The organism is Burkholderia sp. FW306-1C-G01B (assembly GCF_058781685.1).
Window position 1 is genome coordinate 67,821 of the sequence record NZ_JBYSWZ010000002.1, and the last position, 23,603, is coordinate 91,423.

Annotated in this window: 21 protein-coding genes; 7 read left to right on the forward strand and 14 right to left on the reverse strand. The window is 66.5% G+C overall.

Annotated features, from left to right (window positions below; all coding sequences use genetic code 11):
• Positions 1-14 precede the first annotated feature (14 nt).
• Positions 15-1,133, reverse strand: a complete 1,119-nt coding sequence (locus AC3WLY_RS04515) for a porin (protein WP_175959472.1) — start codon at positions 1,131-1,133, stop codon at positions 15-17.
• 611 nt (positions 1,134-1,744) lie between these two features.
• Here AC3WLY_RS04515 and AC3WLY_RS04520 point away from each other — a divergent pair.
• On the forward strand, positions 1,745-2,116 hold the full coding sequence (locus tag AC3WLY_RS04520) for a hypothetical protein (RefSeq protein WP_492308203.1): 372 nt from the start codon (positions 1,745-1,747) through the stop codon (positions 2,114-2,116).
• 516 nt (positions 2,117-2,632) lie between these two features.
• Here the strand turns inward: AC3WLY_RS04520 and AC3WLY_RS04525 are convergent.
• Positions 2,633-3,019, reverse strand: a complete 387-nt coding sequence (locus AC3WLY_RS04525) for a winged helix-turn-helix transcriptional regulator (protein ID WP_175959474.1) — start codon at positions 3,017-3,019, stop codon at positions 2,633-2,635.
• A gap of 318 nt (positions 3,020-3,337) precedes the next feature.
• Here AC3WLY_RS04525 and AC3WLY_RS04530 point away from each other — a divergent pair, with 318 nt between their 5' ends.
• Both AC3WLY_RS04530 and AC3WLY_RS04535 read left to right on the forward strand, forming a co-directional pair.
• Entirely contained in the window at positions 3,338-3,814 is a 477-nt protein-coding gene (locus tag AC3WLY_RS04530) for a nuclear transport factor 2 family protein (RefSeq protein WP_175959475.1), read from the forward strand.
• Between the two features lie 20 nt (positions 3,815-3,834).
• Positions 3,835-4,164, forward strand: coding sequence for an amidohydrolase family protein (locus AC3WLY_RS04535; protein ID WP_492308202.1), 330 nt, complete (start codon positions 3,835-3,837; stop codon positions 4,162-4,164).
• A gap of 75 nt (positions 4,165-4,239) precedes the next feature.
• Here AC3WLY_RS04535 and AC3WLY_RS04540 read toward each other — a convergent pair whose 3' ends face one another.
• From AC3WLY_RS04540 to AC3WLY_RS04565, 6 genes are all read right to left on the reverse strand, one after another.
• Positions 4,240-4,851, reverse strand: coding sequence for a cysteine hydrolase family protein (locus AC3WLY_RS04540; protein ID WP_175959476.1), 612 nt, complete (start codon positions 4,849-4,851; stop codon positions 4,240-4,242).
• A 179-nt stretch (positions 4,852-5,030) separates the two neighbouring features.
• Positions 5,031-5,660: a glutathione S-transferase family protein gene (locus AC3WLY_RS04545; protein WP_175959477.1), complete on the reverse strand. Its 630-nt coding sequence runs from the start codon at positions 5,658-5,660 to the stop codon at positions 5,031-5,033.
• Between the two features lie 234 nt (positions 5,661-5,894).
• On the reverse strand, positions 5,895-6,350 hold the full coding sequence (locus AC3WLY_RS04550) for a MarR family winged helix-turn-helix transcriptional regulator (protein WP_034180415.1): 456 nt from the start codon (positions 6,348-6,350) through the stop codon (positions 5,895-5,897).
• A gap of 129 nt (positions 6,351-6,479) precedes the next feature.
• Positions 6,480-8,015, reverse strand: coding sequence for an efflux transporter outer membrane subunit (locus AC3WLY_RS04555; protein ID WP_492332646.1), 1,536 nt, complete (start codon positions 8,013-8,015; stop codon positions 6,480-6,482).
• Complete coding sequence (locus AC3WLY_RS04560) at positions 8,012-11,185, reverse strand: efflux RND transporter permease subunit (protein ID WP_492308200.1); 3,174 nt, start codon at positions 11,183-11,185, stop codon at positions 8,012-8,014. Before AC3WLY_RS04560 ends, AC3WLY_RS04555 begins: the two co-directional genes overlap by 4 nt.
• A 13-nt stretch (positions 11,186-11,198) precedes the next feature.
• Complete coding sequence (locus AC3WLY_RS04565; RefSeq protein WP_425131706.1) at positions 11,199-12,425, reverse strand: efflux RND transporter periplasmic adaptor subunit; 1,227 nt, start codon at positions 12,423-12,425, stop codon at positions 11,199-11,201.
• An 80-nt stretch (positions 12,426-12,505) separates the two neighbouring features.
• Between AC3WLY_RS04565 and soxR the strand changes: the two genes are divergently transcribed.
• On the forward strand, positions 12,506-12,985 hold the full coding sequence (gene soxR / locus AC3WLY_RS04570) for a redox-sensitive transcriptional activator SoxR (protein ID WP_310133084.1): 480 nt from the start codon (positions 12,506-12,508) through the stop codon (positions 12,983-12,985).
• 101 nt (positions 12,986-13,086) lie between these two features.
• Here the strand turns inward: soxR and AC3WLY_RS04575 are convergent, their stop codons facing one another.
• Positions 13,087-13,740, reverse strand: a complete 654-nt coding sequence (locus tag AC3WLY_RS04575) for a TetR/AcrR family transcriptional regulator (RefSeq protein ID WP_492308199.1) — start codon at positions 13,738-13,740, stop codon at positions 13,087-13,089.
• Between the two features lie 147 nt (positions 13,741-13,887).
• Here AC3WLY_RS04575 and AC3WLY_RS04580 point away from each other — a divergent pair, with 147 nt between their 5' ends.
• Entirely contained in the window at positions 13,888-15,180 is a 1,293-nt protein-coding gene (locus tag AC3WLY_RS04580; protein WP_492308198.1) for an NAD(P)/FAD-dependent oxidoreductase, read from the forward strand.
• 44 nt (positions 15,181-15,224) lie between these two features.
• Entirely contained in the window at positions 15,225-15,614 is a 390-nt protein-coding gene (locus AC3WLY_RS04585; protein ID WP_175959484.1) for a DUF3331 domain-containing protein, read from the forward strand.
• 2 nt (positions 15,615-15,616) lie between these two features.
• On the opposite strand, the gene AC3WLY_RS04590 is transcribed toward AC3WLY_RS04585, so the two are convergent.
• Entirely contained in the window at positions 15,617-16,945 is a 1,329-nt protein-coding gene (locus AC3WLY_RS04590) for a dicarboxylate/amino acid:cation symporter (protein ID WP_175959485.1), read from the reverse strand.
• A 203-nt stretch (positions 16,946-17,148) separates the two neighbouring features.
• Complete coding sequence (gene ggt / locus AC3WLY_RS04595; RefSeq protein WP_425131702.1) at positions 17,149-18,900, reverse strand: gamma-glutamyltransferase; 1,752 nt, start codon at positions 18,898-18,900, stop codon at positions 17,149-17,151.
• 361 nt (positions 18,901-19,261) lie between these two features.
• Here ggt and AC3WLY_RS04600 point away from each other — a divergent pair, with 361 nt between their 5' ends.
• The gene (locus tag AC3WLY_RS04600) at positions 19,262-20,140 is read left to right on the forward strand and encodes a MurR/RpiR family transcriptional regulator (protein ID WP_072442456.1); all 879 of its coding nucleotides are present in this window, start codon (positions 19,262-19,264) and stop codon (positions 20,138-20,140) included.
• A gap of 27 nt (positions 20,141-20,167) precedes the next feature.
• Here the strand turns inward: AC3WLY_RS04600 and AC3WLY_RS04605 are convergent, their stop codons facing one another.
• The 3 genes from AC3WLY_RS04605 to AC3WLY_RS04615 form a co-directional block, all read right to left on the reverse strand.
• Positions 20,168-21,514, reverse strand: coding sequence for an ABC transporter ATP-binding protein (locus AC3WLY_RS04605; RefSeq protein ID WP_492308197.1), 1,347 nt, complete (start codon positions 21,512-21,514; stop codon positions 20,168-20,170).
• An 11-nt stretch (positions 21,515-21,525) separates the two neighbouring features.
• Positions 21,526-23,280: an ABC transporter permease gene (locus AC3WLY_RS04610; protein WP_492308196.1), complete on the reverse strand. Its 1,755-nt coding sequence runs from the start codon at positions 23,278-23,280 to the stop codon at positions 21,526-21,528.
• A gap of 81 nt (positions 23,281-23,361) precedes the next feature.
• The gene (locus AC3WLY_RS04615; protein ID WP_492308195.1) at positions 23,362-23,583 is read right to left on the reverse strand and encodes a phosphate transporter; all 222 of its coding nucleotides are present in this window, start codon (positions 23,581-23,583) and stop codon (positions 23,362-23,364) included.
• Positions 23,584-23,603: the final 20 nt, after the last annotated feature.

Consider the following 23,603-nt stretch of genomic DNA (forward strand, 5'->3'; position numbering starts at 1 on the left):
CCCCGCCGTCACGCTTAGAAGCGGTGACGCAGACCAACCGTTGCTGCGGTTTGGTTGATCGACGAGCTCGGCAGGTTGTTGCTGAAGCTGTCGCCGTTGTAGATCGATGCGCCAATGCCGTTCTTCGCTGCACGCTGGTACACAGCTTGTGCGTAGACGTCCGTGCGCTTCGACAGTGCGTAGTCAGCTTGCAGGCCGAACTGGTTCCAGTGCGTGCTGCCGTTGTTGATCTTCGCGTTCGTGTACGTGTAAGCAGCGCCCAGGCCGAGAGCCGGCGTCAGGTTGTACTTCGCGTTGACTTCGTAGTTGTCAGTGCGCAGCGTGCCCACACCGACTGCATTGTTGTCGAGACGCGCTTGCGTCCATGCAGCGCCGACTTGTGCCGGACCGAATGCATAGCCAGCAGCAGCACCGTACGTGCGGACGCGGCCTTGGCTAGCGAGGCCACCGATCGCCGACGACGTTGCGCCGTTGCCGTTCGTACCGTCACCCAGGTTCGCTTGCGAGTACGCACCTGCGAGCTTCAGGCCTTGGAACTGGTATGCAACGCCCGCGCTGTACGCACGGTTGTTGCCGAAGTTCGTGTTGTTCGAGAACGAGTACGTGCCGCCGAATTGCAGGCCAGCGTAGTTCGCGCTCGTGAACTTGATCGTGTTGTTCGATGCGACATCGCCGGTCGTGCTCAGACGGTCGAGGTTCAGCGGGTGCGCGAAGTACGTGCCGCCCCACGAACCCGTTGCCGTCAGCGGCGCCAGGTAGTCTTGCGTTGCGTCATACTGCTTACCCAGCGTGACCGTGCCGTACTGGCTCGACAGGCCGACGAAAGCTTGGCGGTTGAACATGCCGCCGTTGTTGCCCAGCTTGCCGTTACCGATGCCGAAGCCGCTTTCCAACGTGAAGATTGCCTTCAGGCCGCCACCCAGGTCTTCCGAGCCACGCAGGCCGAAACGGCTCTGGTCAATGCCCGAACCCATCGCCCAACGCGACTTGCCAGCTTGACCCAGTGCCGGTTGGACGTTGCTCGTGTAGGTGATGCCTGCGTCCAGCACGCCGTACAGCGTGACGCTGCTTTGCGCGTGAGCGACGGTAGCGAACGATGCTGCAGCTGCTGCAACGATCAGAGTCTTGTTCATTCGTGGAGCTCCCTTCTAAAAAGAGGCAGGTCTCGCGACCTTGTTTCATAAACGGTCTCAACCGCCCGGGAACGCCATCGGTCCTGCTGGCCGCGCCCGGATAGTTGCCCGTTTGGGAACCGTGAGTTTAGGGGTGTACCCTAGGGACGCGATCCGCAAATAAAGAAATAAGCTTTTCCAGAACTAGAAATAATGAAAGTGGGGAAACATTATAAGTATTTGTTTTGACGTCTGTTTTTGACTTCTTGACGGAGACTTTTTGGAGGCTTTCATCGCACCATTCTTTCATGTCGCCGTCTTGACGGTTGCATAGAAACAACAAACAGGTTCGACTGAAACCCCGAAATCGGCAATTTTTACCCATTTCAGCCTCAAATGCCGAGCTTCGATCGTCTAAAACGTGTCGTTCGACCAGTAAACAGGGAGCGACGCCCGTGCAGCGGGCGATGTCCGCCTGTCAGTCCGCAGAAACGGAAAGTCGATCTCCACCGGCTGGCCGCCCAGCCGTGTGCCGTGACACGCGGTAACAGCCTTAACCGCCCGCGTAACCCGGCCGGCGTACCGGCACGCTAATGTGGAGCAGCCTCCTCCAATACAGAACAGGACATGCCATGAATCGACGCTCGTTGCTGCGCGCCATCGGATTGACCGCCGCCTTCGTCGGCACCGGCTGGTTCCGCGCCGCCTCGGCCCAGCCCGCGTCGCAGGTATACCGGCCGTCCGGCCCGAACCGCGTGCCCGGCGGGCCGCCTTATGCCGACCGCCCGGGCTTCGGGCCGCCGGCAGCCCGGCACGACCGCCGCCCGCCGCCACCACGGCCGCACGGCTATATATGGACGGACGGTTACTGGCGCTGGCAGCGCGGCCGCTATATATGGGTGTCCGGCCGCTGGGTCGCACGACGCCCCGGTCGTCGCTGGGTACCCGGCTACTGGCGTCGCCAGGGACAAGAGTGGGTCTACGTCGACGGTTCGTGGCGATAGGCGGTTGCCCGGGTCCGGCCCGTGGCGGCCCCGGGCCCGGAGCCGGACGGCGTGCGAACCCGCGTCGTTCGGCTCCGGAATCATGGTGCCCGACAGGCGCACTCGCGGCTGCTGCGCCGCTCGCCCCTTCTCCGGAACGATCCCGACCGCCAAAGCCGACGCCTGGGCGTCCATTCAAGCAACGTCGACACGCAACATGGCCGCCGATCTCCGGCGCGTCATCATGCATCGACCGAATTCCCGCCACTCTCTTATCGCGCGCATCGCATGCCGCGCAACAGACGCCCGAATGTTTCGCGCCCCGGGGTGCCAGGCCCATTAATCCGGGCGCCATATTGCAAGCGCATCGCGGCATTCGCGACGAATACGGCAAAGCATCGTCAAGCCGTCCATTCCGACCAAATCATTCGGATAACGAAATCATGCGATGTCGATGCGAATGCATCGAACATGCGTCACCGCATCGCGCTTCGTCCGCAACAGCCCGACAAGCGACTGAACGGCGCACGCATCCCCTCAGCGAGCGCCGCCCTCCTGCTCCCTTGCCCGAAGGCGCGCGGCGCAGATCGCACGATGATGTTCGTCGGCCCACCGGATCATCGCCTGCATCGGCGTCAGGAACGAACGCCCAAGGTCGGTCAGCGCATATTCGACGCGCGGCGGCACTTCGGCGAACAGCGTGCGGCTGACGAAGCCGTCCTGCTCGAGCCGCTTGAGCGTGCGCGACAGCATCTGGTTCGACACATCGCCGATCGCGCGGCCGAGTTCGTTGAAGCGCATCGTCCCGCCGGACAGCGCTTCGAGCACGAGCAGGCTCCATTGGTCGCCGATGCGGTCGAGCACATCGCGGATCGGGCATGGCTGATCGAGTTCGACGGTTTCGTCGGCGGGCGGGAACGGCATGACTGGATTCTCTTTCACGGGCAATGCACGGTCACCGCGGTGTGACCTGTTCACACCGCGGTGACTTCTTGTGACGGGGTCGCGGCAACTGTACCATTCGATCGACCCGAAAGCCGCACGTACGAATTGACCAGTTCAACGAAGCATGACGATGCAGCCCGTCATCGCAACGTCTCCGGTCGCGACGCACCCTGCGTGTCGCTGCGGCATGCGTACTCGCGGCCAAGCCCCCATCGCCCGCCGATCGTCACGATCGGCGCAACCCGCAGGCGCGCATCGCACGCCAACCGACGAATCGCCAGACAAGGAAAACGCTACATGTCATCGCTCCGCTCCCCCGTTCGCGCCGTTGCCGCATGCGTCCTGCTGGCCGCATCGGCGGCCGCATTCGCCGCCGGCCCGGCCACGCGCGACCTGGCCGCCGAGGAAGCCAACCGCCAGCTCGTGCTGACGTTCTACAACCGCTTCTTCAACAAGCACGAAGCGGTCGAGGCAGCCGCCGTCGTCGCGGACGACTACAAGCAGCACAACCCACACGTACCGGACGGCAAGAAGCCGTTCGTGTCGTACTTCGTCGGCGCATTCCAGAAGAACCCGGCATCGCGTGCGCGCATCGTCCGCAGCGCGACCGACGGCGATCTCGTTTACCTGCACGTACATGCGACCGAGCGTCCGGGCGATCGCGGCGAAGCGGTCGTCGACATCTTCCGCGTGAAGGACGGCAAGATCGTCGAACACTGGGACGTGATCCAGTCGGTGCCCGAAACGGCCGCGAACCGGAACACGATGTTCTGACGCGCGGGCCGGCGCGCCGCGTGCAGTTCCCGTTCCGCAGCATGCGCGACGCGAGCGTGATGCTCGCGGCCGGTTCAGACTGGTCGGTCAGCACGATGGACCCGATGCAGATCATCCAGACGGGTGTCACGCACCTGCCGACCGACCGGCCCGACAGCCCGCCGTGGAATCCGCACGAGCGCCTCGACCTGCTCACGATGCTCGAAGCCTATACGGTGAACACCGCGTGCGCGCTGCGTTTCGACGACTGCACGAGCTCGCTCGAAGCGGGCAAGGACGCGAGCTTCGCGATCCTCGACCGCAATCCGTTCGTGCTCCCCCGGTCGAGACCTTCGCGCAAACCCGCGTGATCGAGACGAGCTTGCGCCGCGAAATCGTATACGCCGCGCCGGGCCGGGCCGACTGAAGCACGAACCGGGCGGCCGTCAGGCGACGTCGAGCGCCAGCACCTGCCCGGTCGTCAGCACGTCGCCGAACGTATCCGACAGCGCGGCCAGCGTCGCGCGATGGAGGTCGCGGTGCGGCACCGTGCCGCCGTCCGCGACGTCGAGGTCGCGCGTCGCGCATGCATCGTCGACGACGATCACCGCATAGCCGAGCGGCACCGCATCGCGGGCCGCGCCGGCGACACACGCATGCGTCATCAGGCCCGTGACGATCAGCGTGTCGATGCCGGCCGCCTTCAGGCGCGCATCGATGTCCGTGGTCGGGAACACGCTCACCGACGTCTTCTTCACGACCGTGTGGTGCGGCGCCGGCTGCAGGTCCGCGTGAAAGCGGAAGCCGTCGCTACCGTCGGCGAAGATCGGGCTGTCGGCCGTACCGACGTGCTGGACATGAAACACGGGAATGCCCGCACGGTCGGCGAATGCGATCACGCGCCGCGCGTTGCCGAGCGCGTGAGGCCCTTCCGGAATCGGCAGGCGGCCGCTGAAATATTCGTTCTGGAAATCGATCACCAGCAGCGCGGTGCGGGCGGCGACGATCGACGTCGGCGCCGTCGCGCCGGCCAGGGTACGGATGGTCGGATGTTGCATGGGTCGCTCTCTCGGTTGGCACATTGAACGGAACGGCGCGCGGGCTTGCCGGCGCCGCCGGACGCGGCCTGGGGCCTCCCCGGCCGCGAGGCGCCAGTGTCGGGCAGAGCGGCTTTGCGCGACAGCGGCCCGCGGGACAACGTCCGACAGGATCGGGCCAACGAGCGAGCGACCGCGGTTCAGGAAGCGCGGCAGGCGACCAGGCCCCGCTGAACGGCCGGCCGCGCGGCGATGTCGGCGAGCCAGCGCTCGACATGCGGGTAATCGGCAACGTCGAGATCGAGCTCGGCCGCCGAGCGCAACCACGGAAACGCGGCGATGTCGGCGATCGAGTATCGCGACGATGCGAGATACGCCGACTCCGACAATCGGCCGTTCACGACCCCATAGAGGCGCCGCGCTTCGTTCCGGTAGCGAGCGATCGCTTCCGCATTGACCGTCTTCGATGCATGCAGGAACCACCAGAGCTGGCCGAGCATCGGCCCGATCCCGCCGATCTGGAAGTGCAGCCATTGCTGGACCGCCGTACGCTCGGCCAGCGTTTCGGGGTGCAGACAGCCCGTCTTCGCGGCGAGATAGCCGAGGATCGCGCCGGATTCGAACACGGCCAGCCCGGTGTCGTGGTCGACGATGGCCGGAATCTTGCCGTTCGGGTTGATCGCGAGAAACGCCGGGCTGCGCTGCTCGCCGGCGGACAAGTTCACGTGCACGAGGTCGTGCGCGAGCCCGGCCTCTTCCAGATAGATCGCGATCTTGTGCCCGTTCGGCGTGTCGGCCGTATAGAACGTGAGGGAGTGCGTCGATGTCATGTCGGTCCTTGTCATCCGGTTATCGTTGCAACTACAATCGTTGCAATTGCAATCCTACGCCGGGACTTGGGGCTCCGGTACATGCCAGCACTCGGAAGAGGGATATGCAGACTGTGCGATCCGGGCAGGCCGGCGCGCGGCGGGCGAGCATGGTCGCGCGAACCCGGCTATTTCGCGCGAGCCGCACAGGCGATGCACCGGTATGCGCGCGGCCGACGCGCGAGCCGGATGCCGCTACTTCGCGTCGGCCGTCGCTTCACGCGCCGCGGCGGTCGCGCGATCGAGCGCGGCGGCCATCGCCACCTGCTCCTTGCCGGTGAACTGCCCAAGAAAGAGTTCCGAGACCGTCGACTGGTAAACCTTCCACATCTTCTTGCGCAGTGCCCGCCCCTTGTCGGTGATGCTCGCGTACGCGGCGCGGCCGTCGTCGGCCGAACGGGCGCGCGTGACGAGCCCCTCCTGTTCGAGCCGGTCGACGAGCCGCGTGAGGTTGTAGCGCTCGATCGCGAGCACGTCGGCCAGTTCGTGCATGCGGCGCGTGCCATCAGGCCCGCTTTCGAGCCCCCACAACGCGTCATACCACGCATACGCTGGCAGGCCGGCATCCGCGAGGCGGCGCTCGATCTCGCGAATCATCGTCCGGTGCGCGCGGACGAACGAGAACCACAGATCGGGTTCGGGTGCGCTCATGTCAGGTCGTTCCTTTCGTTTAATTGCAGTTGCAATTAAATCTTACCTCGATACGGTTCCCCTCCACAGGTAGTCGCGCACCGCGCGGCAGGCAAGATCGTTCCAGCCTGCCGCGCCGCCCTGCCCGCGCTACCGCCCCGACCGCGCGAGCGGCCCTTGCACGCGCTGCGCCGTTCCCGACGGCCAGCCGCCCGCGAGCGCCTTGTACAGCGCGACCGTCGATGCCGCGAAGCGCGTGCGCGCGTCGGCCGCCGCATCCTGAGCCTGCAGCAGCGTCCGTTGCGCGTCGAGCACTTCGTAGTAGTCGATCGCGCCGGCCGAGAAGCGCGTCTGCGCGAGCTGCGCGGCACGCGCGCTGTCGTCCGCCGCACGCACGAGGTGCGTTGTCTCGTCACGCGTGCGTGCGACGCGCAGCAGCGCGTTCTCCGTTTCCTCCAGCGCACCGAGCACGGTCTGCCGGTACTGCGCGAGCTGGCCTGCCGCTTCCGCATCGCTCGCGTCGATCCGCGCACGCACGCGGCCGACGTCGAGGAACGACCAGTCGATGCCGAGCGCGATCAGGTTCGTGTCGCTGCCCGCGCGGAAGAACCCGTAGCTGCTCGTCGCGCTGCCGAGCAACCCCGACAGCGTGAAGCGCGGAAACAGGTCGGCCGTCGCGACGCCGACACGCGCGGTCGCCGCGTGCAGCCGCGCCTCGGCGGCCGCGACATCGGGACGCCGGCGCAGCAGGTCGCCCGGCGTGCCGGGATCGATATCGGCGGCAAGCGTCGGCAGCGGCACGGGCGTGCCCGCCGAAGCGACGGCCTTCGGGAGATCGAACCGGCCGATCAGCGCATCCGGCGTCTGCCCGGTCAGCACCGCGAGCCGGTGCTCGTCGACGCCGATCGCGGCTTCGTACACGGCAATCCGCGACGTCGTCGATTCGTACTGCGCCCGCGCACGCGCTGCGTCGAGTTCGGAGCCACGCCCCGCGCCGACGCGCGCATTGATCAGCGCGAGCGTCTGCTTCTGGTTGTCGGCGTTGTCGCGCGCGATCCGCAACCGCTCCTGCGAACCGCGCAGATCGACGTACGTGCTCGCGACCTCGCCGGCGATCGCGACGCGCACCGCGCGCACGTCTGCCTCACTCGCAGCCGTTTCCGCACGCTGCGACTCGATCGAGCGGCGCACCCGGCCGAACAGGTCGAGCTCCCATGCCGCATTGATTCCGACGCTGGATATCGGCGTGTCGCGCTGGCTGCGCGGCGCGCCGAACGCCTGGTCCTTGCTCGTCAGTTGATGGCCGATCTGGCCGCTCGCGGTGATCGTCGGATAGCGGTCGAACGTCGCCTGCGACAGCAGCGCGTTCGACGCGTCGTAGCGCGACACGGCGACCTGCAGGTCCTGGTTCGCCGCGAGCGCCGTGTCGATCAGCCGCGTCAGCGCCGGATCGCCGAAACCGCGCCAGAACGCGGCATCGGCATCGGCCGACGCGTCGGGCGGCGTATCAGACGTCGTATCGGACGTCGTATTGGACGGTGACGCCTCGCGCTGCGTCGCCGGCTGCGCGTCGCGCGCGAACCGCGCGGCCGTGGCCGTATCGGGACGTTTGAAATCGGGGCCAACCGCGCACGCGGCCAGCGTCACCGACATCGCGAGCGCGGAAAGACGGAAAGCGGCGCTCATCGGGTTTCTCCTTCGAGGGTGCCGTGCTGCTCGCTCCAGACGGCCGGCGTGCCGCCCGCGAGCTTGCGGATCGCCACATAGAACACGGGCGTCAGGAACAGCCCGAACAGCGTGACGCCCAGCATCCCTGCGAACACGGTGACGCCGGTGGCCGCGCGCACTTCGCTGCCCGCGCCGCTGCCGATCAAGAGCGGCACCGAGCCGGCGATGAACGCGACCGACGTCATCACGATCGGGCGCAACCGCAGCTTGCACGCCTCGAGCGCGGCCTCGATCACGCCCTTGCCCTGGATTTCGAGCTCGCGCGCGAACTCGACGATCAGGATCGCGTTCTTGCACGCAAGCCCCATCAGCACGACCAGACCAACCTGCACGAATACGTTGTTGTCACCGCCCGACAGCCACACGCCGAACAGCGCCGCGCACATGCACACGGGCACGATCAGGATCACCGCGAGCGGCAGCGTCCAGCTCTCGTATAGCGATGCGAGCACGAGGAACACGAGCATCACCGCGAGCGGGAACACGACGATCGCCGCGTTGCTTTGCGTGACCTGCTGGTAGCTGAGGTCGGTCCATTCGAGCGTGATGCCGGGCGGCAGCACCTCCTTCGCGATCTGCTGGAGCTTCGCGATCGCCTGCGACGACGACATCGCCTTCGGATCGGCATCGCCGATCAGGTCGGCGGCCGGATAGCCGTTGTAGCGGACGACCGGGTCGGGCCCGTACGCGGGCCCCACCGTCACCATCGAGCCGATCGGCACCATCTCGCCCTTCGCGTTGCGCGTGCGCAGGTTCGCGATGTCGGCGGCCGTCTGCCGGTGACCGGCGTCGGCCTGCGCCATCACGCGGTACACACGGCCGAACACGTTGAAGTCGTTCACGTACATCGAGCCGAGATAAACCTGCAGCGTGTTGAACAGGTCGGTCAGCGCGACGCCCTGCGCCTTCGCCTTCAGCCGGTCGACCTTCACCTCGAGCTGCGGGATGTTCGCCTGGTACGAGCTGACGGGGTAGCTCATCCCCGGCGTCTTCGCGACCGCGGCCTGGAACGCGACGAGCGCGTTCTGCAGCGCCCCGTAGCCGAGCCCGCCGCGATCTTCCAGGTACAGCGAGTAGCCGGAGCCGTTGCCGAGGCCCTGGATCGGCGGCGGCATCAGCGCGTAGGTGATGCCGCCACCGATGGCCGCGAAGCGCGCGTTCAGGTCCGCGTTGATCTGCGCGGCGCTGCGGTGACGCTGGTCGAACGGCTTCAGGATCACGTACGAGTTCGTGATGTTCGGCGTGTTCACGCCCTGCAGCGCATTCAGCCCGGCAAACGCCGGCACCATCTCGACGCCTTCGGTGCCGAGCGCGATCTTCGTCATCTGCTCGGTCACCGCGCTGGTGCGCGCGAGCGACGCGCCTTCCGGCAGCTTCGCGCCCGCGAACAGGTACAGCTTGTCCTGCACGGGGATGAAGCCGCCCGGCACCGCGTTGAACAGCAGCGCGGTGGCCGCGAGCAGCGCCGCATAGACCGCGAACACCACGCCGCGCCGTTTCAGCGTGCGCGCGACGACACCGTGATAGCGGTCCGAACTGCGCTCGAAGAAGCGGTTGAACGGATGGAACAGCCAGCCGAATGCGCGGTCGAGCGCACGCGTGAGCGCATCCTTCGACGCACCGTGCGGGCGCAGCAGCTTCGCGGCGAGCGCGGGCGACAGCGTCAGCGAGTTGATTGCGGAGATCACGGTCGAGATCGCGATCGTCACCGCGAACTGCCTGTAGAACTGGCCCGTGACACCAGACATGAACGCCATCGGCACGAACACCGCGCACAGCACCAGCGCGATCGCGACGATCGGGCCCGACACCTCGCGCATCGCCTGGTGCGCGGCATCGCGCGGGCTCAACCCCTGCGCGATGTTGCGCTCGACGTTCTCGACGACGACGATCGCATCGTCGACGACGATCCCGATCGCGAGCACGAGCCCGAACAGCGTCAGCGTGTTGATCGAATAGCCGAGCAAATGGAGAAACGCGAACGTGCCGACCACCGACACGGGCACCGCGACGAGCGGAATGATCGACGCGCGCCAGGTCTGCAGGAACAGGATCACGACGAGCACGACCAGCACGACGGCCTCGATCAGCGTGTGCTGCACCGCGCGGATCGATTCGCGCACGAACACGGTCGGGTCCCACACGGGGCGATACGCGACGCCGGGCGGGAAACGCTTCGACAGTTCGTCGAGCTTCGCATACACGGCCTTCGCGACGTCGAGCGCGTTCGCGCCCGGCGACAGGAAGATGCCGACCACGGCCGAATGCCTGTCGTTGAAATACGAGCGCAGCGTGTAGTCGCCCGCGCCGAGCTCGATGCGCGCGACGTCGGACAGCTTCACGACCTGGCCGTCGTCGCCGTTGCGCAGCACGATGTCGCTGAATTCCTGCACCGTGCGCAGGCGGCCGCGCACATTGATCGACACGAGGAAGTCGTTCGCCTTCGGCGACGGCTCCGCGCCGAGCTGGCCGGCCGACACTTGCACGTTCTGCTCGCGCACGGCCGCGATCACGTCGCTCGCGGTCAGCCCGCGCGACGCGAGCCGGTTCGGGTCGAGCCACAGCCGCATCGCGTAGTCGCCCGAGCCGTACACGCCGACGTCGCCGATGCCGGTGAGCCGCGACAGTTCGTCCTTCACGTGCAGCGTCAGGTAGTTGCGCAGGTACAGCGAATCGCGGCTGTTGTCCGGCGAATAGAGGCTCACGTACATCAGCGGCGTCGGCGACTGCTTCTGCGTGGTCACGCCGTACTGGCGCACCTCGTCGGGCAGGCGCGACAGCGCCTGGCTCACGCGGTTCTGCACGCGCACGGCGGCCGTGTCGGGATCGACGCCCTGCAGGAACGTGACGACGACCTGCAGGCTGCCGTCCGACCCGGCGACCGACTTCATGTACATGATGCCTTCGACGCCGTTGATCGCCTCTTCCAGCGGTTCGGCGACCGATTCGGCGATTTCCTTCGGGTTCGCGCCCGGGTACGTCGCACGCACGACGACGCTCGGCGGCACGACTTCCGGGTATTCGCCGGCCGGCAGCATCGGAATCGAGATCAGGCCGATCGCGAAGATGACGATCGACAGCACGACCGCGAAGATCGGCCGGTCGATGAAGAATCGGGAGAAATCCATTACATGCCTCCCTTCATTGCGCGGCCGGCGCGCCGGCGTCGGCCACGGCCTGCATGCCGCCGCCCGTGCCGCTGCCATTGCCATTGCCGGCACCGGCGTCGGCACGCACAGGCAGCGCCTTCGGCTTCACCTGCGCGCCCGGATAGTAGATCCGCTGCACGCCGTCGACCACCACGCGGTCGCCCGCCTGCAGCCCCTTCTCGACGATCCGCTCGCCCTCGAGCTCGCGGCCGATCGTCACGTCGCGCCGCAGCGCCTTGTCGCCGGGGCCGATCACGTATACGTACTTGCGGTCCTGGTCGGTGAGCACCGCCTTGTCGTCGACGAGCAGCGCATCCTGGTCGCGGCCGCTGACGAGCTGCACACGCGCATACAGGCCCGGCGTGAACGTGTGGTCCGCGTTGGTCAGCCGCACGCGCGCGCGGATCGTGCCGGTTTGCGGATCGAGCCGGTTGTCGAGGAAGTCGACGGTGCCCGCGTGCGGGAAACCCGTCTCGTTCGCAAGGCCCACGCGCACCGGATCGGCGCCGATCGCGCGATGCTTCGGATCGGCCCGCCGCGCGTTATAGCGCAGGTAGCTCTGCTCGTCGCAGTCGAAATACACGTAGACCGGATCCTGCGATACGACGCTCGTCAGCAGCGTGTCGTCGGCACGCGCGAGGTTGCCGGCGGTCGCGACCGCGCGGCCGACGCGGCCCGCGATCGGCGCGCGCACTTCGGTGAAGCCGAGGTTGAGCTTTGCGTCGGCGACGGCCGCGTCGGCCGCCTGCAGGTCCGCGCGCGCCTGCTCGGCGGTGGCGCGCGCGTTGTCGAGTTCTTCCTGGGAGGTTGCGTGCGCATCGATCAGCGTCTGCACGCGCCTGAGCTGTACGTTCGCGAGGCTCGCGGCCGCGCGGGCCCGCTGCTGCTGCGCGTTCGCGCGGTCGAGCGCGATCCGGTACGGTCGCGGGTCGATCTCGAACAGCAGCGCGCCCTGCGCGACGAGATCGCCCTCCTTGTAAGCGACACGCTGCAGATAGCCGCTCACGCGCGGCCGCAATTCGACCGCGTCGACCGCTTCGACGCGACCGTTGAATTCGTCGGCGAGGCGGACCGTACGCGGCGCGACGGTTGCGACGCCGACTTCGGGAAGGGGATAGGCTGACGCTGCGCCTTTGCCGTCGTGACAGCCCGACAACGCCAGCAGCAGTGCGCAGGCGGCGCCGAAAGGCGACGTCCTGCGTAGGGATAAGGAGAACATGATGCCTCGCGACGGGTTAAACTGCCGCGTAGCATAAAAGTTGAAGTTAACTTCAAGTCAAGCTTTTCCCGGAGAACGTCATGGGTACCCCGGAAGAACCGAAATGGCCGCTGATGTCGATCCGCGAAGTGGCCGCGCGCAGCGGCGTGCCGGCGTCGACGCTGCGGTTCTACGAGATGCGTGGGCTCATCAAGTCGCACCGGAACGGCTCGAGCCATCGCCACTATTCGCGCGCGGTGCTGCGGCTGATCGCGTTCATCGTGTTCGCGCAGAAGATCGGTTATTCGCTCGACGAGATTGCCGAGCAGCTCGTCAGCCTGCCCGAGGACACCGCGCCGAGCAACAAGGACTGGCAGCGGCTGTCGCGCGGCTGGAAGCAGCGCGTCGCGAGCCGGATCGAGGAGCTGCAGCGGCTCTACATCAACCTCGACGAATGCATTGGCTGCGGCTGCCTGTCGCTGAAGCGCTGCAAGCTGACCAACCCGGAAGACCGCGCGGGCCGCAACGGGCCCGGCGCAAGGCGCTGGCTCGGCGACAAGCCGCCTATGGACGTCGAATGATGCGTGGGCCGGATGCGGCGCGCAATGGCGCGCGGAACGCTGTGAGCGAACCGGGCCTGGTTGCCGCGACGTGAACGCGCGCATCGTGCGCGCGGCGGTGCTCAGACTCCGATGATGTTGAGCGCGGCGGCGAGCACGGCCTGCTTGAACGCGTCCCGCTGCGTCGGCAGCGAAGTGAACGCCAGCATCATGTGGCTGTACGACACCGTCGTGCCGATCGCGCTCGCGATCATGAAGAACAGCACGTTCGGATCGACCGGGCGAATCGCGCCGGCCTCGACCGCGTCCGCCAGCAGCGGAAACATCGCATCGTGATAAGGACGCACGATCCGCTCCTGCAGGCGGTCGAGCCGCCCGCCCTCCTCCGTTGCCGCGGTCGAGAAGAACATGCCGATGTCGGGCTCGTCGAATTCGTGATCGACGCATAGCTCGAGCGCGCGCCGCACGCGGTCGCGATGCGGCAGTGACGACGTGCGCAACGCACGCAGCGCATCGAACATCGGCGTCGCCAGGTCGACGATCTGCTCGACGACGGCCAGCCACAACGTTTCCTTCGTACCGAAATGATGGGCGATCAGCGCCGCATCGACGCCCAGCTCGCGCGCGACCTCGCGCACGCTCGTCGCGTCGTAGCCACGCTTCGCGAACGTACGGCGCGCGGCCCGCAATATCACGTCCGGACCGACGGACGCCTCCGCCAGCGGCCGCCCGCGCGTACGCCGCTTCGACGGCGCGTGCTCAGTGACTTCAGCCACGTTTTCCTGCTCCCTTGAATGGTTCGAATACCCGTGTTCGGGCCCCGGTTTCACGTCGACGGAACCGGGTTGCCTGCCCCGCTCCGTTGACACGCGAAGCCGGGAAGCGCTAGGATCATACATTATTCATCACGTGATGATTTATTCATGACAACCCCTACACGCATCGTCATCGTCGGCGGCGGGATCGCCGGACTGCAGCTCGCGACCCGCCTGGGCGAGCGCCTCGGCCGGTCCGGGCGCGCGCAGGTCGCCGTCGTCGACCGCAGTCCGACCCACATCTGGAAGCCGATGCTGCACACGATCGCGGCCGGCACGCGCGACGTCCAGCAGCAACAGGTGATCTTCCTCGCCCATGCACGCGACCACGGCTACACGTACCAGCCCGGCGAACTGAAGGGGCTCGATCGTGCGCGCCGCCGCGTGCAGCTCGGCGAGATCCGCTCGCAGGATGGCAACGTGGTGATCGAGGCCCGCGAACTCGACTACGACGTGCTGATCCTCGCGCTCGGCAGCCAGGCCAACGATTTCGGCGTGCCGGGCGTTCGCGAGCACTGCTACTTCATCGACAGCCAGCAGCAGGCCGAGACCTTCAACGAAGCGTTGCGGATGCGCGTGTTCCGCAGCATCGCGCGCGACGAGCCGTTTCGCGTCGCGATCGTCGGCGCCGGCGCGACGGGCGTGGAACTCGCAGCAGAGCTGAGCCGGTTGCTGGAAGTGGCGCAGGCCTATGGCGACGCGACGGTGCGCGAACGGCTGCAGTTGACGCTGCTCGAAAGCGGCCCGCGCATCCTCGCCGCGTTTCCGCCGCGGATTTCCGCGTCGGCGCAGCGGCGGCTCGAACAGATCGGCTTTCACGTGCTGACGTCGACGCGCGTCACGTCGGCCGACGCGAACGGCTTCCACTACGGCGACGGTTCGTACGCCGAAGCAGACCTGATGGTCTGGGCGGCCGGCGTGAAGGCGCCCGATTTCATGCAGGCGCTGGGCGGGCTCGACACGAACCGCGCGAACCAGATCGTCGTCGGGCCCACGCTGCAGGCCACGGGCGACGAGCACGTGTTCGCGATCGGCGATTGCGCGAGCCTGCTGCCCGACGGCCACGAACGGCCGCTGCCGCCGACCGCGCAGGTCGCGACGCAGCAGGCCGAGCATCTCGCGAAGCACCTGCCCGCATGGCTCGACGGCAAGCCGATTCCGCCGTTCGCGTTCCACGATTTCGGCGCGCTGGTGTCGATCAGCGACTACGACGCGTTCGGCACGCTCGGGCAGTTCGGGTTCTTCCGCGGCGGCTTCATCCAGGGGCGTTTCGCGCAGTTCAGCCACCTGATGCTCTACCGGCGGCACCAGCAGGCGCTGCACGGTTTCTCCAAGGCGACCCTGCTGTGGATCGCCGAACGGATCAACGGCTGCGTGCAGCCGCGCATCCGCCTGTCGTGATGCCGCGCGTCGCGGTGTCGCGTAACGTTTCGAGGAAAACAGACATGAACGACAGTGCAGCGCCCTGGCTCATGACCGTCGCCGCGATCGGCAGCTTCGACATGCCGTCCTTATCGTGGGGCATGCCGCGGCGGCGCAGCGTCACGCGCGACCGGCTGCCGTCGTGGGACGCGACGAGCCGGCCGACCATCAGCGTGCTCGAGCGGCCCACGGCCGACACCGTGATGATTTCGTGGTGCGATGCATGCACCGGGCACTACGGCTACCAGAAGTGGCGGCTGTTCACGACGCGCAAGCGCGGAACCTGCGCGCTGTCGGGGCGCTCGATCGAGATCGGCGACAGCGTCTATGCGCCGCAATTGCTCGGCTCGACGCCGGGCAACGCCGCCGCGATGGTGCTGGCGGCGTGCATCGACGAAGCCTGCACCGCTTGAGGTCAGCTCGACGCAGCCTGACCGGCGCCGTAGGCCGGATCGCTGTTCTGCCGTTCCAGTTCGGCATCGAGATGCGCGGCATGCACTTGCGCCTCTGCTTCCGACATCAGTTCGCCTTCCCACTTCGCGACCACCGCGCTGGCGATCGAGTTGCCCACCGCATTCGTGGCCGAGCGGCCCATGTCGAGGAACGTGTCGACGCCGAGAATCAGCAGCAGCCCGGCTTCCGGGATGTTGAACTGGTGCAGCGTCGCCGCGATCACGACGAGCGAGGCGCGCGGCACGCCGGCCATCCCCTTCGACGTCAGCATCAGGATCAGCAGCATCGTGACCTGGGTGCCGAGCGACAGATGGATGTTGTAGGCCTGCGCGATGAACAGCGACGCGAACGTGCAGTACATCATCGAGCCGTCGAGGTTGAACGAATAGCCCATCGGCATCACGAAGCTCGCGATCTTGCGCCGCACGCCGAAACGGTCGAGCGCGTCGAGGATCTTCGGATATGCGGCCTCGGAGCTCGCGGTCGCGAACGACAGCATGAACGCTTCCTTGATCAGCAGGAGCAGCTTGAACACGCGGCGGCCGAGGAACAGCAGCCCGGCGGCGACGAGCGTGGCCCACAGCAGCACGAGGCTCACGTAGAAGTCGCCCATGAACACCGCGAACTTCAGCAGGATCGACAGCCCGTTGATCGCGACGGTCGACGCCATCGCCGCCATCACCGCGAGCGGCGCGAGCTTCATCACGTAGCCGGTGATCTTGAGCATCACGTGCGACAACTGGTCGATCGCGGCGACGAGGATCTTGCCGCGCTCGCCGAGCGCCGCCAGCGCAACGCCGAAGAACAGCGAGAACACGACGATCTGCAGGATCTCGTTGTTCGCCATCGCCTCGGCGAACGACTTCGGCACCATGTGGCCGACGAAATCCTTCAGCGTGAACTTGGACGTCGCGAGATGCGCGGACGCACCGATGTCCGGCAGCGGCAGGCCGAGGTTCTCGCCGGGCCGCAGCAGGTTCGCCATCAGCAGCCCGAGCAGCAGCGAGATCAGCGACGCGGTGACGAACCAGCCGAGCGCCTTCACGAACACGCGCCCGACGGACGACGCATCGCCCATGTGCGCAATGCCGACGACGAGCGTCGAGAACACCAGCGGGCCGATCACCATCTTGATCAGCCGCAGGAACACATCGGACACGAGCGAGATGTAGCCGGCGATTTCCGCGGCCGACTGCTTGTCGGGAAGCTGCGTGAAGATCAGGTAGCCGATGAAGATGCCGGCCGCCATCGCGAGCAGGATCCAGCCTGCCGCAGACATTCGTTTGTTCATAACGGGATTCGTCGCACGGTGAAGGGGTTGACGGATGAAAGGCGCGCATCAGGGCACGTGTGTGGCAAGCCGGTCGTACGCGCAATGCCACGCACAGGCGCCGATCGTGCTTGCAGATGTCCGCGAACGGACGCGCTGCCGCCGTCGCGGCCTTCGCGGAAACGCGAATGCGGGCGGCGGCGGTTCAGCATGATGCGATCAGGTCAATAGCCGATCGCCGATCCGGCCGGACGGCGCGGATCGTTGTAGCCGTAGATGAAGCCGACACGCACGTTGCCGGACACGGACGAATCGTTCCCGGAACTCTGGCGGCTCGCCGCTTCGGTGCCCGGCAGGCCGACCATGATCAGCTCGGCCGCGCCCCACGGCGTCTGCTCGACCATCTTGTAGCCCATGTTGCGCAGGATCGCGAGCGTGTCGGGCGACAGGCCGTAGGTTTCGTAATAGACCTCGTCGGGCAGCCACTGGTGATGGATGCGCGGCGCGGCGACCGCGTCCTGCGGCGTCATCCCGTAGTCGATCACGTTCAGTACGGTCTGCAGCGTGATCGTGATGATGCGCGACCCGCCCGGCGAACCGACCACCATGAACACCTTGCCGTCCTTCGTCACGATGGTCGGCGCCATCGACGACAGCGGGCGTTTGCCCGGCGCGATCGAATTGCGCGTGCCCTGCACGAGGCCGAACAGGTTCTGCGCGCCGACCTTCGTGGTGAAGTCGTCCATCTCGTCGTTCAGGAAGAAGCCCGTGCCCGGCGCGATGACCACGGCGCCGAAGCGGCCGTTGACCGTATAGGTCGTCGATACCGCATTGCCGTCGTGGTCGACGATCGAGTAATGCGTCGTCTCCGGCTTCTCGTGCACGCCGACGCCGGGCTGCACGTCGACCGACGGCGTCGCCGTATCGGCATGGATGCTCTTGCGGATTTGCGCCGCGTATTCCTTGCTCGTCAGCTTCGCGACCGGATTGTCGATGAAGTTCGGATCGCCGAGCAGCGTGTTGCGATCCTCGTACGCGTGCCGCATCGCTTCGGTCATATAGTGGACCGACGCCGCGGAGTGATAGCCCAGCTTGCGCAGGTCATACCCTTCGAGGATGTTCAGCGTCTCGCACATCGTCACGCCGCCCGAACTCGGCGGCGGCGCCGACACGAACTCGTAGCCGCGGTACGTGCACTTCAGCGGGGCCATGTCGTCGGCCCGGTACGACGCGAAATCGGCCGCCGTGATCAGGCCGCCCGCCTGCTTCGACGCCGCCTCGACGATCTTCGGAATCTCGCCGTGATAGAACGCGTCGGGCCCCTGCGCCGCGATCCGCTCCAGCGTGCGGGCCAGATCCTTCTGCACCAGGCGGTCGCCCGGCTGCAGCGGCGTGCCGTCGGGCCGCAGGAAGATGCGCGCCGCGTCCGGGTCCTTCTTGAAGCGGTCGATCGTCGTGTCGAGGATGTCCGTATCGCCGCGCGTCAGGATGAAGCCGTCGCGCGCGAGTCGGATCGCGGGTGCCATCACCTGCTTGCGCGTCAGCTTGCCGTATTTGCGCTGCGCGAGATCGAGGCCGGCGACCGTGCCCGGCACGCCGACGGCGCGATAGCCGTACAGGCTTTCGCCCGGGCGCACGTTGCCCGACGCGTCGAGGTACATGTTCGCCGTGGCCGCGGCCGGCGCGGTCTCGCGGAAATTGATGAAGCGGTCGCGGCCGTCGGCCAGGTGCACGGTCATGAAGCCGCCGCCGCCGATGTTGCCGCAGCACGGATTGGTCACCGCCTGCGCGTAACCGACCGCCACCGCCGCGTCCACCGCGTTGCCGCCTTGCTTCAGGATGTCGACGCCGATCTGCGACGCGAAGTGCTGCGACGACACGACCATGCCGTTCTTCGCTTCAACCGCGGGGTCCGAAGCGGCGAACGCGCACACGCTCAAAGCCGACAACAGGGTGAGTACGACGAGCCGCCTCATGCGGAATCCTCCAGACAAATAACCGGGCCATGCCGGGATGCGCCGCCGCGTCATCGCGTGCCAACGCTGCCGATCCGGCATGTAATAAACGATACATTCCGGCGAGGCCGCGATCATAGCACTCGCTTTTTTTCGCCAAAACCTAGGGTTAGTACTGAATTTTGTAGCGAATACGCGCGAAAACGCTTCCGCAGAAATGTTCATTTCATTACATTGATGAACGGACCACCTGGCCGAGTGATACGTCCCTCTAATTTCGGCCCGCGCGCGGCCCGCCGCACGTCGATCGGCTAACATGCGTGGAGTCCCGGCAGACGCACGTCTGCCGTTTGTCATTCAGATAAGAGAGTTGGAGTGCCCGATGGGGACGAGCATCAGGGCGTTGCTGTTATCCCAGATGGATAGCTTCACGCCGTCGGAACAGAAAGTTGCGCACGCGTTGCTGGATCGCTATCCGAGCCTCGGCCTCGGGCCGATCGCGAGCTTCGCGAAGCAGGCTGAAGTCAGCGATCCGACCGTGTTTCGCTTTGTCGGCCGGATCGGCTTTCCGAATTACTCGTCGTTCCAGCAGGCGCTGTACGACGAGATCGACACGGCGATGAATTCGCCGCTCGCGCGAATGGACGCGTTCCATTCGGAAACCGGCCTGCGCGACAGCCATTCGGCGATTTTCCAGCGGCTGTCAGAATCGCTCGCGGCCACGATCGAAGGGCTCGACGCGGCCGCGTTCGACGCAGCCGTGGCGTTGCTGGCCGATCCGGACGTCCGCATCTTCTGCGGCGGCGGGCGCTACACGGCGCCGCTCGCGTCGCTGTTTTCGTTCACGCTGGCCTATGCGCGCCCGCACGTGCAGTACGTCGAACCGAACGTGAATCTCGCGTCGGTCGCACTGACCGACATGGGGCGCAACGACGTGCTCGTCATCTTCGACTTTCGCCGCTACCAGAAGGACAGCATCCGCTTCGCGCAGGCCGCGCACCGGCTCGGCACGCGGATCCTGCTGATCACCGACGAATGGATGTCGCCGATCGGCAAGTTCGCGGAGATCGTGCTGCGGATCCACGGGCGCCCGTTCGCGATGCTGCAGACCAATGTGCCGGCGCTGGCGCTCGCGGAAGCGCTCGTGATCGGCGTGACGAACCGGCTGCCGGAGCTGGCGCGGCAGCGGATGGAAAAGATCGAGCATCTCAATACCGGGGGGATCGATCTGGACGCCAACCAGCGCGATTTGCCCGAATGACGATCGCTCGCCATTCGGGTGCAGGCGTCAGCTCTCGACATCCTCGAGACTGAACACCTCGGTCTTGTCGTTATACGAAAAGACTTCGCCGTAACGCCCCCAGTCGATCACCGCGTCGAGCGTTTCCTCGGCCGCTTCGTCCGACAGGAAATCCTCCAGCTCCTGCTCGAAGCGCACGCGCGGCGCACGATGGCCCGGGCGCTCGTTCAGCACCTTCCTGATCCGTGCGGCGAGCGGCACGTGCTTCAGCAGATGATCCGCGAACATCAGCTTGCGCTCCTGCGTGCCGAATTCCGCGAACACGCGCGCGGGCGGCGTCAGGAACACGTCGCCTTCCCGCACGTCCGCAAAGCCGAGATACTGCAGCACTTCGGCGATCGGAAACAGTTCGTCGACTTCCAGATGCAGCGTGCGCGCGATTTCCGGCATGTCGGCGCGGCCGTGGTATGGCGCCATCGCGAGCGTTTCGATCAGGCCGGCCATCAGGTTGGTCGACACCTGCGGCAGCCAGCTGCCGAGCTCGAGCCCCTTCTTCGTCGCCTCGCCGGTCTGACGGGCCGTCATCTTCGCGTAGATGTCGTCGACGAGCTTGCGGAAATCGGTGTCGAGCCGGTTGCGCGGGTGCTTGAACGGCACCTTGATCTCGGCGATCACGCGGCCCGGATTCGACGACAGCACGAGAATCCGGTCGCACATGAACACGGCTTCCTCGATGTTGTGCGTGACGATCAGCACCGACTTGATCGGCATCCGCCCTTGCGTCCACAGGTCGAGCAGGTCGGTACGCAGCGTCTCGGCCGTCAGCACGTCGAGCGCCGAGAACGGCTCGTCCATCAGCAGGATCGTCGGATCGACGACGAGCGCGCGCGCAAAGCCGACGCGCTGGCGCATGCCGCCCGACAGCTCACGCGGGTACGCGTTCTCGAAACCGTCGAGACCGATCAGGTCGATCGCGGCCAGCGCGCGCTCGCGCCGCTCGCGCGCGCCGACGCCGAGCGCTTCGAGACCGGCCTCCACGTTCTGCAGCACGGTGAGCCACGGGAACAGCGCGAAGGTCTGGAACACCATCGCGACGCCTTCGGCCGGGCCGCGCAGCGGCTGGCCGAGGTAGGTCACTTCACCGCCGGTCGGCTCGATCAGCCCGGCGATGATTCGCAGCAGCGTCGACTTGCCCGAGCCGGAGCGGCCGAGCAGCCCGACGATCTCGCCTTCGCGCAGCGACAGGTTCGCATCGTCGAGCACGAGCAGCTCGCCTTGCGTCTTGTTGAAGCCGCGGCAGACGTGATCGACGCGCAGGATTTCTTCGCCGAGGCGCGGCGGCTGCAGCGGCTGGGACGTCTTGACAGGGGCGTTGATAACGGTCGAATTTTGCATCGCGCTTACTCTCAATCGAGACGGAGCCGGGATTCCGCATAGGCGTACATCGGACGCCACAGCAGACGGTTGAACAGGGTAACGAACAGGGACATCACGGCGATGCCCAGGATGATCTTCGGGAAATCGCCGGCGGCAGTCATCTGCGCGATGTACGCGCCGAGGCCGTGCGCGACGACCTTCGTGTCGCCCCACTGCACGAACTCGGACACGATGCTCGCGTTCCACGCGCCGCCCGATGCGGTGATCGCGCCGGTCACGTAGTACGGGAAGATGCCGGGCAGGACCGCCTGCCGCCACCACTGCCAGCCGCGGATGCGGAAATTCTTCGTCGCTTCCTTGTAGTCGTTCGGATAGGACATCGCGCCGGCGATCACGTTGAACAGGATGTACCACTGCGTGCCGAGCACGATCAGCGGCGACAGCCAGATATCCGCATTCAGGTGGAAGTGGACGATCACGATAACGAACACCGGGAACAGCAGGTTCGCCGGGAACGCGGCAAGGAACTGCGCGAGCGGCTGGATCTTCTCGGCCAGCGCGGGGCGCAGCCCGATCAGCACGCCGAGCGGCACCCAGATCACCGACGCGATCGCGATCAGCACCATCACGCGCAGCAGCGTGATGAGCCCGAGCACGAGCACGTGCCCGACTTCGCCCATCGTCACACCAGTCGCGACGAAGCTGACGACGCGCCACACGACGTACACCGTCAGCACGATCACGAACACGCCCCACACGATGTCGCCGATCCGCGACGAGCGGCGTGCCGACGCGCCGCGCGACCGTACTCCCTTCAGCGACGGCACGCGCAGCGGAATCCGCGCGGCCTGCGACAGCAGCCAGCCGGCCGGCACGAGCAACTGATGAATCAGGTGCGTGCGGCGCATCATGTCGAGCAGCCAGGATTGCGGCGCATCGCCCGACGCGGTGTTTTCCATGCGGAACTTGTCGGCCCACGCGACGAGCGGGCGGAACAGGAACTGGTCGTACGCCAGGATCACGACCGACATCGCGACGATCACCCAGCCGACCGCGCCGATATTCTTCGCCGAGATCGCCTGCGCGAGATACGCGCCGATCCCCGGCAGCGTGATCGTCTGGTTGCCGACGGTGATCGCCTCCGACGCGACGACGAAGAACCAGCCGCCCGACATCGACATCATCATGTTCCAGATCAGGCCCGGCATCGAGAACGGCACCTCGAGCTTCCAGAAGCGCTGCCACGGCGTCAGGTGAAAGCCGCGCGACACTTCGCTCAGGTCGCGCGGCACCGTGCGCAGCGACTGGTAGAAGCTGAACGTCATGTTCCATGCCTGGCTCGTGAAGATCGCGAAGATCGCCGCGAGTTCGGCGCCGAGCACGCGGCCCGGGAACAGTGCGAGAAAGAACGTGACCGTGAACGAGATGTAGCCGAGCACCGGCACCGACTGCAGGATGTCGAGGATCGGGATCAGCACCATGCCCGCACGGCGGCTTTTCGCGGCGAGCGTGCCGTAGACGAGCGTGAACGCGAGCGACGCGACCATCGCGGTGAGCATCCGAAGCGTGGTGCGCAACGCGTATTCGGGCAAGTTCGACGGATCGAGCGAGATCTTCTGCGTCTGCAGCACGCCGATCGGCGCCATCGTTTCGTGGAAACCGACGATCGCCATCGCCAGCAGGCAGATGATCAGCGGAAACGCGACGGCATCCCAGCGGTTGGGGAGCACGCGCCACGCCGAGGCGTTCGCGGTGCGATTCGGATCGAAGAACCTGATATCCATCGGTAGCGTCTTGTGTCGGATTGAAATTCGATGGGACCGGCCGCGTGCCGCGCGGCCGGGGGTTGCGTCGGCCAACGCCGGTCAGAACAGCCCGTGCAGCACCCGGTACAGGGCGGCCGACAGCGCGATCGGCAGCACGAACGGCAGGACCGAACTTTCCCGGGCCGGGCCGAGGTCGACGCTCCGGTGAATCGCGATATAGACGATGCCGCAGGCAATGATCGGAAAAAACAGCGCGAAGCCGAGGGTGCGGGTGCGCTGGCTGGCCGCGCCGCTGGTTTCCGTTGCCGCGAGATTCGGCATGAAGGGGCTCCGGAGAGGTG

Coding starts and splice junctions, on each gene's coding strand:
- AC3WLY_RS04515 (WP_175959472.1), bottom strand. CDS start 1,133: ATGAACAAGACTCTGATCGTTGCAGCAGCTGCAGCATCGTTCGCTACC.
- AC3WLY_RS04520 (WP_492308203.1), top strand. CDS start 1,745: ATGAATCGACGCTCGTTGCTGCGCGCCATCGGATTGACCGCCGCCTTC.
- AC3WLY_RS04525 (WP_175959474.1), bottom strand. CDS start 3,019: ATGCCGTTCCCGCCCGCCGACGAAACCGTCGAACTCGATCAGCCATGC.
- AC3WLY_RS04530 (WP_175959475.1), top strand. CDS start 3,338: ATGTCATCGCTCCGCTCCCCCGTTCGCGCCGTTGCCGCATGCGTCCTG.
- AC3WLY_RS04540 (WP_175959476.1), bottom strand. CDS start 4,851: ATGCAACATCCGACCATCCGTACCCTGGCCGGCGCGACGGCGCCGACG.
- AC3WLY_RS04545 (WP_175959477.1), bottom strand. CDS start 5,660: ATGACATCGACGCACTCCCTCACGTTCTATACGGCCGACACGCCGAAC.
- AC3WLY_RS04550 (WP_034180415.1), bottom strand. CDS start 6,350: ATGAGCGCACCCGAACCCGATCTGTGGTTCTCGTTCGTCCGCGCGCAC.
- AC3WLY_RS04555 (WP_492332646.1), bottom strand. CDS start 8,015: ATGAGCGCCGCTTTCCGTCTTTCCGCGCTCGCGATGTCGGTGACGCTG.
- AC3WLY_RS04560 (WP_492308200.1), bottom strand. CDS start 11,185: ATGGATTTCTCCCGATTCTTCATCGACCGGCCGATCTTCGCGGTCGTG.
- AC3WLY_RS04565 (WP_425131706.1), bottom strand. CDS start 12,425: ATGTTCTCCTTATCCCTACGCAGGACGTCGCCTTTCGGCGCCGCCTGC.
- soxR (WP_310133084.1), top strand. CDS start 12,506: ATGGGTACCCCGGAAGAACCGAAATGGCCGCTGATGTCGATCCGCGAA.
- AC3WLY_RS04580 (WP_492308198.1), top strand. CDS start 13,888: ATGACAACCCCTACACGCATCGTCATCGTCGGCGGCGGGATCGCCGGA.
- AC3WLY_RS04585 (WP_175959484.1), top strand. CDS start 15,225: ATGAACGACAGTGCAGCGCCCTGGCTCATGACCGTCGCCGCGATCGGC.
- AC3WLY_RS04590 (WP_175959485.1), bottom strand. CDS start 16,945: ATGAACAAACGAATGTCTGCGGCAGGCTGGATCCTGCTCGCGATGGCG.
- ggt (WP_425131702.1), bottom strand. CDS start 18,900: ATGAGGCGGCTCGTCGTACTCACCCTGTTGTCGGCTTTGAGCGTGTGC.
- AC3WLY_RS04600 (WP_072442456.1), top strand. CDS start 19,262: ATGGGGACGAGCATCAGGGCGTTGCTGTTATCCCAGATGGATAGCTTC.
- AC3WLY_RS04605 (WP_492308197.1), bottom strand. CDS start 21,514: ATGCAAAATTCGACCGTTATCAACGCCCCTGTCAAGACGTCCCAGCCG.
- AC3WLY_RS04610 (WP_492308196.1), bottom strand. CDS start 23,280: ATGGATATCAGGTTCTTCGATCCGAATCGCACCGCGAACGCCTCGGCG.
- AC3WLY_RS04615 (WP_492308195.1), bottom strand. CDS start 23,583: ATGCCGAATCTCGCGGCAACGGAAACCAGCGGCGCGGCCAGCCAGCGC.